General features: G+C 74.5%; 6 protein-coding genes and 1 pseudogene. 5 read left to right on the top strand and 2 right to left on the bottom strand.

The genetic code is table 11. From position 1 onward, the window contains the following. Both ON36_RS24575 and ON36_RS24570 read left to right on the top strand, forming a co-directional pair. On the top strand, positions 1–4,277 hold a 4,277-nt coding region (locus ON36_RS24575), incomplete at its 5' end, for a non-ribosomal peptide synthetase (RefSeq protein WP_043658276.1). 187 nt (positions 4,278–4,464) lie between these two features. Then, the gene (locus ON36_RS24570) at positions 4,465–5,808 is read left to right on the top strand and encodes a M16 family metallopeptidase (protein ID WP_052314318.1); all 1,344 of its coding nucleotides are present in this window, start codon (positions 4,465–4,467) and stop codon (positions 5,806–5,808) included. Between the two features lie 4 nt (positions 5,809–5,812). On the opposite strand, the gene ON36_RS24565 is transcribed toward ON36_RS24570, so the two are convergent. Then, complete coding sequence (locus tag ON36_RS24565) at positions 5,813–6,154, bottom strand: ArsR/SmtB family transcription factor (protein ID WP_043658273.1); 342 nt, start codon at positions 6,152–6,154, stop codon at positions 5,813–5,815. Between the two features lie 91 nt (positions 6,155–6,245). On the opposite strand from ON36_RS24565, the gene ON36_RS24560 reads away from it, so the two are divergent. Continuing rightward, a complete protein-coding gene (locus ON36_RS24560) occupies positions 6,246–7,454 on the top strand; it encodes an MFS transporter (RefSeq protein WP_043658270.1) in 1,209 nt (402 codons plus the stop codon). A 55-nt stretch (positions 7,455–7,509) separates the two neighbouring features. On the opposite strand, the gene ON36_RS24555 is transcribed toward ON36_RS24560, so the two are convergent. Next, positions 7,510–7,905 (bottom strand): VOC family protein, encoded by a 396-nt coding sequence (locus ON36_RS24555; RefSeq protein WP_043658279.1) that lies wholly within the window; start codon positions 7,903–7,905, stop codon positions 7,510–7,512. Positions 7,906–8,045: 140 nt separating this feature from the next. Between ON36_RS24555 and ON36_RS24550 the strand changes: the two genes are divergently transcribed. Together ON36_RS24550 and ON36_RS33800 are read left to right on the top strand one after the other, a co-directional pair. Then, positions 8,046–9,152 carry an alcohol dehydrogenase catalytic domain-containing protein gene (locus ON36_RS24550; RefSeq protein WP_043658267.1) on the top strand — a complete coding sequence of 369 codons (1,107 nt, stop codon included), beginning with the start codon at positions 8,046–8,048 and terminating at the stop codon, positions 9,150–9,152. 104 nt (positions 9,153–9,256) lie between these two features. After that, positions 9,257–9,386: pseudogene (locus ON36_RS33800) on the top strand (4-hydroxy-tetrahydrodipicolinate reductase); the annotation flags it as partial.

The following is a 9,386-nucleotide window of genomic DNA, read 5'->3' as shown; positions in this document are numbered from 1 at the left end:
AGGCGTTCCCGCTCAACACCTCCGGCAAGCTCGACCGCAAGGCCCTGCCCGCGCCCGAGGTCACCGAACGCCCCTTCCGTGCCCCCGGCGACCACGTCCAGGAGGTCGTGGCAGGCGTCTTCGCCGAGGTCCTCGACCGCCCCCGGGTCGGGCTCGACGACGACTTCTTCGACCTCGGCGGCAACTCGCTGGTCGCCACGCGGGTCGCGGCCCGGCTCGGCGCCGCGCTGGACACCCGGGTGCCGGTGCGCGCGCTGTTCGAGGCGAGCACGGTGGAGGCCCTCGCCGCCGCGCTGACCGGACTGGCGGGCCGCGGTGCGGGCGCCGCCCTGGTGGCGGGACCGCGGCCGCGACGCATCCCGCTGTCGGCCGCCCAGCAGCGCATGTGGCTGCTCAACCGGCTCGACCCGGACTCGCCCGCCTACAACATCCCCCTCGCCGTCCGGCTCTCCGGCGACGTCGACGCCGAGGCGCTGGCCGCGGCGATCGCCGACGTCCTCGACCGGCACGAGGTGCTGCGCACCGCCTACCCGGCGGACGCCGACGGGATCGGCCACCAGGTGATCTGGGACATCGTGCCGACCCCCACCGTCGAGACCGTCGAGGAGGTGGTGCTGCCGGACCTGGTCGCCGCCGAGGTCACGCGCGGTTTCGACGTCACCGCGGCGCCCCCGGTTAGGGTGCGCGTCCTGCGCACCACCGGCGGGGACGTGGTGCTGGTCGTGGTGATCCACCACATCGGCGCCGACGGGTTCTCCGCCGGTCCGCTGCTGGCCGACACCACCGCGGCCTACCTCGCCCGCCGCGCGGGTACCGAACCCGCCTGGGCGCCACTGGAAGTGCAGTACGCCGACTACACCCTGTGGCAGCGGGCCGTGCTCGGCGACGAGGCCGATCCCGGCTCGCTCGCCGCCCGGCAGCTCGCCTACTGGCGCGCCGCCCTCGACGGACTGCCCGGGGTCCTCGCGCTGCCGCTGGACCGCCCGCGCCCCGCCGTCGCGAGCCGGCGCGGCGCCCGCGTGGAGACCGTCGTGCCCGCGTCGGTCTGGGCGCGGGCCCGCGAACTCGCGCACGGCGCCGAGGCGACCGAGTTCATGGTCGCCCACGCCGCGCTGGCCGCGCTGCTGTCGCGGCTCGGCGGCGGGCGCGACATCGCCGTCGGCACCCCGGTCGCCGGGCGCGGCGAGGCCGCGCTCGACGGCCTGGTCGGCATGTTCGTCAACACCCTCGTCCTGCGCACCACCGTGGACCCGGACGCGGGCTTCGGCGAGCTGCTCGCCCACGCCCGCGCCGTCGACCTGGACGCCTTCGACCACGCCCAGGTCCCGTTCGAACGCCTGGTGGAGGCCCTCGACCCGGTGCGCTCGTCCGCGCACACCCCGCTGTTCCAGGTCATGCTGGCCCTCCAGAACCTGGGCACGACCGGCGCCGAACTGCCCGGCCTCACCGTCACCGCCCTCGACAGCGACGCCGCCGTGGCCAAGTTCGACCTGGACCTGGTGCTCGCCGACACCCCCGACGGCGGCTGCGCGGTCACGCTCACCTACGCCACCGACCTGTTCGACCCCGCCACCGCCGAGCGCATCGCCGCGAGCTACGTGCGCCTGCTCACCGCCGCCGTCACCGCGCCCGAGCGCCGCGTCGGCGACATAGATCTGCTCACCGAGGACGACCGGCGGGCGCTGCGGCGCCGGAACGAGACCGGGGCGCCCGGCGCGCCGCAGGTCCTGCCCGACGCCTTCGACCGGCAGGCCGCCGCCACCCCGGCTGCGGTCGCGATCGAATACGACGGCACCGCGCTCGACTACGGCACCTTCGCCGGGCGGGTGTACCGGCTCGCCCGGCATCTGCTCGCCCTCGGCGCCGGACCCGACGTGCCGGTCGCGGTGGCCGCGCGGCGCTCGCCGGAACTGCTCGTCGCGCTGTACGCGGTCCTGGCCGCGGGCGGCGTGTACGTGCCGGTCGACCCGGATCACCCCGCCGAGCGGATCACCCGGATCCTCGACCTGTCCCGCCCGCTGTGCGTGCTCACCACGACCGCCGACGCGGCGGACCTGCCCGGCGGGTCCACCCCCGTGGTGGCCGTCGACGCCCTCGATCTCGACCGCTACCCGGGCGGGCCGGTCACCGACGCCGAACGGCCCGAGCCGCTGCGGCCCGACCACACCGCCTACGTGATCTTCACCTCCGGCTCGACCGGCCTGCCCAAGGGCGTCGGCGTACCGCACCGGGCGATCACCCAGCACCTGGACCGGTTCGCGGAGGACTTCGCGTTCTCCGGCACCGACACCGTCCTGCACAAGACCCCGGTGACCTTCGACGCCTCGATCTGGGAGCTGCTGCTGCCCCCGCGCGTCGGCGCCCGCCTGGTGGTCGCGCGGCCCGGCGGCCACGGCGACCCGGCCTACCTGGCCCGGCTGATCGCCGACACCGGCGTCGACACCGTGCAGTTCGCCCCGACCCTGCTCGCCGCCTACGCCGCCGAGCTCGAGGACGGCGAGCTGGACGCCAGGGGCCGCGCGGCGCGGGCGCATTCGCTGCTGCGCGTGTTCGCCGGCGGCGAGGCGCTGCCCGCGGGCCTCGCCCAGCGGGTCCGCGCGCTCACCGGCGCGCAGGTGGTCAACCTGTACGGGCCGACTGAGACCACGGTCCAGGTCGCCACCCACGAGGTGCGCGTGTCCGACACCGTGACCGTGCCCATCGGCGTGCCCGTCGCGGGCACCACCCTGCACGTGCTCGACGACCGCCTGCGGCCGGTCCCGCCGGGCGTGACCGGCGAGCTCTACGTGGGCGGGGCGCAGCTCGCGCACGGCTACGTGGGCCGGGCCGACCTGTCGGCCGAGCGTTTCGTCGCCGACCCCTACGGGGAGCCCGGCGCGCGCATGTATCGCACCGGCGACCTCGTGCGGCACGCGCCCGCCGCCGACGACGTCTTCGGCGCGCTGGAATACGTCGGCCGCGCCGACCTGCAGGTCAAGCTGAACGGTCAGCGCGTCGAACTCGCCGAGGTCGAAGCCGCGCTGCTCGCGCAGCCCGGCGTGGCCCAGTCGGCCGCCGCGGTCGTCGCCGGGCCGCACGGTGACCGGCTCGTCGGCTACGTGACCGGTGCGGCGACCCCCGAGCCCGCCCGCCTGCGCGCGGCGCTGGCCGAGGAGCTGCCCGCCTACCTGGTGCCCGCGGTCGTGCTGGTGCTCGACGAGTTCCCGGTCGGCACCTCCGGCAAGCTGGACCGGCGCGCCCTGCCGCGGCCGGAGCTGCGCGCCGCCGCCTACCGGGCGCCGCTCACCGCGCGCGAACAGCTCGTCACCGACGCCTTCGCCCGCGTGCTCGGCCACGAGCGGATCGGCCTGGACGACAGTTTCTTCGACCTCGGCGGCACCTCGCTCGCCGCGGTGCAGCTGTCCGCGCGGCTGGGCCGGGCCCTGGACACGACCGTGCCGGTGGCGTGGTTCTTCACCGATCCCACGCCCGCGCAGCTGCTGGAACGCCTTCGCGGCGACGGCGATCCGGCCGACGACGCGTTCGCCGTGCTGCTGCCGCTGCGCACGGGTGGCGCGGGCGCGCCGCTGTTCTGCGTGCACCCGGTCGGCGGCATCGCCTGGTCGTTCGCGGGCCTGACCCGGCACCTGGCCGACGACCGCCCGGTCTACGGTCTCCAGTCGCCCGCGCTCACCGCCGACGAGGCCCTGCCGGACAGCATCGCCGACTGGGCCGACCGCTACATCGCGGCCATCCGTTCGGTCCAGCCCGAGGGCCCCTACCATCTGCTCGGCTGGTCGCTGGGCGGCCTGCTCGCGCACGCCGTCGCCACCGGCCTGCAGGCCAAGGGCGCCGAGGTGGCCTGCCTGGCCATGATGGACAGCTGGCTCGGCGACGCCGCGGGCGACACCCCGGCCCCGACGGTCGGCGACCTGCTCGGCGGGCTGGCGGGCGACCTGGGCGACCTCGCCCTGGACGCCGAGGCGCTCGCCGCGGCGGCCGATGCCGAGGGCGGCCCGCTGGCCGGGCTCGATCCGGCGCGGCTGCGGCGCATCGTCGCCGCGGCCGAGGACTCGGTCCGGCTGGCCGCCGAGCACCGGCCCGCGACGTTCGACGGCGACCTGGTCTACTTCGCGGCCACCGCCGACGATCCCACGGGCAGGCGCGGCGCGGCGACCTGGAACGCGTCGGTCACCGGCACCGTTCGCACGCACGGCATCCCGGTCACCCACTGGTCCATGACCGGCGAGGAGGCCCTGCGCGTGATCGGCGCCGTCCTCGACCGTCGCCCGTCGTGACCGCCCCCGCCCGGCCCTCTCCCGCGCGCCCGGACGCGGGAGAGGTCGGGTGGAGGCCGCACGCGCGGTGGGACTACCATCGACTGCGCCGGTCGTATCCGTCCGTCCAGTTCGGGGCGTGGTCCCGGCACATCGTCTGCGCACCCGTCTCGGAGGTTGGAGCAAGCATGTCGGTATCGGTGGCCGGGTGAGCGAACCGCAGTTGACCGAACCCACTCCCGAACCCACGGAGCTCGGCGGCGACGCCGGAGTGCGCCGGACCGTGCTGCCCGGCGGGCTGCGCGTGGTCACCGAGCAGGTCCAGGGCGTGCGGTCGGCCTCGATCGGCGTGTGGGTCGGCGTCGGTTCCCGCGACGAGGGGCCGACGGTCGCCGGTGCCGCGCATTTCCTCGAGCACCTGCTGTTCAAGGCGACGCCGACCCGCTCGGCGCTCGACATCGCCCAGGCCATGGACGCCGTCGGCGGCGAGCTCAACGCCTTCACCGCCAAGGAACAGACCTGCTATTACGCCCACGTCATCGACGAGGACCTGCCGCTGGCGGTGGACATGGTCTCCGACGTGGTGCTCAACGGCCTGTGCCGCGCCGTGGACGTCGACGTCGAACGCCAGGTGGTGCTGGAGGAGATCGCCATGCGCGACGACGACCCCGAGGACCTGGTCGCCGACTCCTTCCTCACCGCGCTCTTCGGCGACCATCCGATCGGCCGCCCGGTCATCGGCACCGTCGAATCCATCGAGTCCATGCAGGCCGCGCAGCTGCGCGGCTTCCACCAGCGCCGCTACCGGCCCGACCGCATGGTCGTCGCGGTCGCGGGCAACATCGAGCACGAGCGCACCGTCGAGCTGGTCCGCCGGGCGTTCGAGCACCGCCTCGACCCGGCGGTCCTGCCCGCCCCGCGCCGCGAGGGCCGGTTCCGGCCCACGGGCGCCCCCGGCCTGGTGCGGGTCAACCGCGACGGCGAGCAGGTCCACCTCACCTTCGGCGTGCGCGCCTTCGGCAGGCACGAGGGTTCCCAGCGCTGGCCGCTGTCGGTGCTCAACACCGTGGTCGGCGGCGGGCTCAGCTCGCGGCTGTTCCAGGCCATCCGCGAGGAACGCGGCCTGGCCTACTCGGTCTACTCGAGCGTGGACACCTTCGCCGACACGGGCGCCTTCTCGGTGTCGGTGGGTTGCCAGCCGGAGAACCTCGCCCAGGTGGCGTCCCTGGCGCGCGGCGTGCTCGAGGACGTGGCCGCGCACGGGGTCACCGAGGCCGAATGCGCACGCGCCAAGGGCTCGCTGCGCGGCGGACTCGTTCTCGGACTGGAGGATTCGGCCTCCCGGATGAACCGGATCGGGCGCAGCGAACTCAGCTACGGCAACCACCGCAGCGTCTCGGCGACGCTGGCGCGGATCGACGCGGTCACCACCGAGGAGGTCTCGGCCATCGCCGCGACCCTGCTGGCGCGGCCGTTCGGCGCGTGCGTGGCGGGGCCGTACCGGCGTACCCGCGACCTGCCGGCCGCCGTCCGCCGCCTCGTCGCGGACTAGCGGACTAGTCGCCCGGTGCCGGTCCCTCGGGCTCGGCGGCCTTGTTCGCCGCCTCCACGATCGAGGCGAGCAGCCCGGGCAGCGCGGCGTCGACGCTGTCGGTGAGCAGGTGCTGATAGATCTGGCCGTCGATGACCAGGCGTTCGGTCAGGCCCGCCTCGCGCAGGATCTTGAAGTGGTGGGTCGCGGTCGACTTGTTGATGTCGTCGTAGAGGGCGGCGCAGCGCACGGCGCGGTCGGCGTTGTGCAGGCGGCGCACCATCTCGAGGCGCACGGGATCCTGCAGGGCGGCCAGCACGGTGGGCAGTGCGGCGACCTGTGTCTGCTGCGCGACGGCGTCGGTCATGAGCTACCTCATAAAGGGGTTTGATCACCATCATACTCGGCGTAGGGTCCGAGGGGTTCGATGGATATCAAACCTGGCGAGGGGAGTGACGATGGTGGCCGACGTGGAGGCGGCGCTGACCGACGGGGCGGTGCGCCAACGCTGGGCCTACGGCCTGGTGCTGGCGGCGACCGGCGTGGCGCTCGGGGTCTCGGGCGCGCCTGCGCCGCTGTACGGGCTGTACGAGAAGGAATGGTCGTTCTCGCCGCTGACCACCACGCTGGTGTTCGCGGTCTACGCCTTCGCCGCGCTGGCCGCGGTGCTGGTCGCGGGCCGGGTCTCCGACGTGATCGGCCGCAAACCGGTCATCCTCGGGGCGTTCGTCACCATCCTGGCCGGGCTCGGGGTGTTCCTGGCCGCCGACTCGGTGCCCATGCTGCTGCTGGCGCGCGCCCTGCACGGCGCCGCCGTCGGCGCGACCGTGGTCGCGGGCGCGGCCGCCCTGCTCGACCTGCGCCCGCATCGCGGGGCGCGCTCGGGACAGCTCAGCGGCGTGGCGTTCAACGTCGGGATGGCCGTGGCGATCCTGGGCACCGCCGTGCTCGCCCAGTACGCCCCCGACCCGCTGCACACCCCGTACCTGGTGGTCGGGGTGGTCTGCCTGGCCATCGCCGCGGGCGTCGTCGTGCTGCGCGAACCGCACACCGCCCGGGTGCGCGCCCGCATCACCATCGCCAAACCGGCCGTGCCGCAGGAGATCCGCGGCGACTTCTGGTTCTCGGCCATCGGCGTGATGGCCGCCTGGTCGGTGCTGGGCGTGCAGCTGTCGCTCTACCCGTCGCTGGCCGCGGCCGAGACCGGCGTGCACAACCTCGTCTTCGGCGGTGCGGTGGTCGCGAGCACCGCGCTCGCCGCCGCGCTGGCCCAGCTGCTGGCCACCCGCATCGCCGCGCGCCGCGCCGCGATCGTCGGCGACCTCGGCATGGCCGCCACCCTGCTGCTGACCACCCCCGCGCTGGCCACCGGCGAACCGGCGCTGGTGCTCGGCGCCGGTGTGGCGCTGGGCATCACGTTCGGTCTCGGTTTCGGCGGATCGCTGCGTCACCTGTCGGAGGTGGTGCCCGCCGACCGGCGCGGGGAGACCATGTCGGCCTACTACCTGCTGGCCTACTCGGCGATGGCGCTGCCGACCCTGGTCGCCGGCTGGGCCGCGACCACGTGGAGCCTGGCCACGGTGTTCCCGTGGTTCGTCGGCGCGGTCGCCGTCGCCTGCGTGCTGGCCGCGCTGCTCGGGCTGCGCCGGGACCGCCGCGCGGCCTGAGGCCGCGGAACACGGCCCGCCCCCGGAGACGCTCCGGGGGCGGGCCGCTGTCATCTCACGCGGGCAATCCCCCGTAGGGGACCGTGATCAGCTCCATGAAGTGGCCGTTGGGGTCCAGGAAGTAGACCCCGCGGCCGCCGTCGTTGTGGTTGATCTCGTTCACCCCGCGCTGCTGCGGGTCGGCCCAGTGCGTGATGCCGTAGCGCCGGATCCTGTCGTAGGCGGCATCGAACTCGTCGTCGGAGACCAGGAACGCGTAGTGCTGCGGCTGGATCTCGGTGACGAAGGGCGGGACGTTCGCGAAGTCGAAGGTCACCCCGTTGGCGGTGGGCAGCGGAATGAAATGCGCCCAGGGTGTTCCGATCTCCAGTCCCAGCAGGTCCGCCCAGAATTCGGCGGTCGCCCTGTTGTCCTTGCATCCGACGATGGTGTGATTGAACTGAATGGACAGTGGATTTCTCCTCGGTCGTGACGACCCCGACCCCGGACCGGTACAAGTCGGCCGACGGGAGCATCGCCACGCCGACGAGGTTATCCACAGATCGCCCAACCCGACAACCCCCGTCCGGCGGGGGCGGTAGCGTCGCCGGTATGAGGATTCGTGGAGCCGTGCTGGAGACGATCGGCGCGCCCGCGCCGTTCGCCCGGTCGCAGCCGATCACCGTGAGCGAGCTCGAGCTGGGGGAGCCGGGCCCCGGCGAGTTGCTGGTCCGCATCGAGGCCGCCGGCCTGTGCCATTCGGACCTGTCGGTGGTCGACGGCAACCGGGTGCGCCCGGTGCCGATGCTGCTCGGCCACGAGGCGGCGGGCATCGTCGAGGCGGCCGGGCCGGAGGTGACCGACGTCGCGCCGGGCCAACGGGTGGTCATGACCTTCCTGCCGCGCTGCGGCGACTGCGCGGGCTGCGCGAGCGGCGGGCGCACCCCCTGCGGGCCCGGCAGCGTCGCCAACAACGCCGGCGAACTCCTCGGTGGCGGCAGGCGGCTGCGCCGCGACGGCGGCGAGGTGCACCATCACCTGGGCGTCTCGGGCTTCGCCACGCACGCGGTGGTGGACCGGCGCTCGGTGGTCCCGGTCGACGCCGACGTCCCGCCCGAGGTCGCCGCGGTCCTCGGCTGCGCGGTGCTCACCGGCGGTGGCGCCCTGCTGAACTCGGCGAAACCCGCGGCCGGCGACCGGATCATGGTGGTCGGGCTCGGCGGCGTCGGCATGGCCGCGGTGCTGGTGGCCGTGTCGCTGGGTCTCGGCGAGGTCATCGCGGTCGACACCGTGCCCGAGAAGCTCGCGCTGGCGAAGGAATTCGGCGCCACCGCGGTCTACACCCCGGCCGAGGCCGCCGAACTCGGCGTGGTGGCCGAGGCCGTGATCGAGGCCGCGGGCAACGTGCGCGCCTTCGAGACGGCGGTGGCCGCGACCGCGCCCGGTGGCGTCACCGTGACGGTCGGCCTGCCCGCGCCCGACGCCCGGGCCTCGATCTCGCCGCTCGGCCTCGTCGCCCAGGGACGCAGCATCGTCGGCAGCTACCTCGGCTCGGCCGTACCCGCCCGCGACATCCCCGAATACGTGCGGATGTGGCGGGCGGGCACGCTGCCCGTCGAACGGCTCATCTCCGCGCGCATCGGCCTCGGCGACATCAACGCCGCCATGGACGAGCTGGCCTCCGGGGCGGCCCTGCGGCAGGTCATCGTCTTCGACTGAGATCCCGCTCACGACCCGCCCGGCAACCGGGGACCGGCGCGGCGCGCGACCCGTCGACTCGATAGGCTGGTTGACAAGCCGGTCTACGGAGTCGAGGAGGTTCGGTGACCATTCGGGTCGGAGTGCTCGGGGCACGCGGGAAAGTCGGCGAGGCGATCTGCGCGGCGGTGCGCGCCGCCCCGGATCTGGAACTCGTCGCCGAGGTCGACAAGGGCGACGCGCTGGAGCGCTTCA

The organism is Nocardia thailandica NBRC 100428 (assembly GCF_000308795.1).
GTDB classification, from domain to species: domain Bacteria; phylum Actinomycetota; class Actinomycetes; order Mycobacteriales; family Mycobacteriaceae; genus Nocardia; species Nocardia thailandica.
Note: the sequence above shows the minus strand (reverse complement) of the source record. Positions and strands in the feature narration are given on the sequence as shown.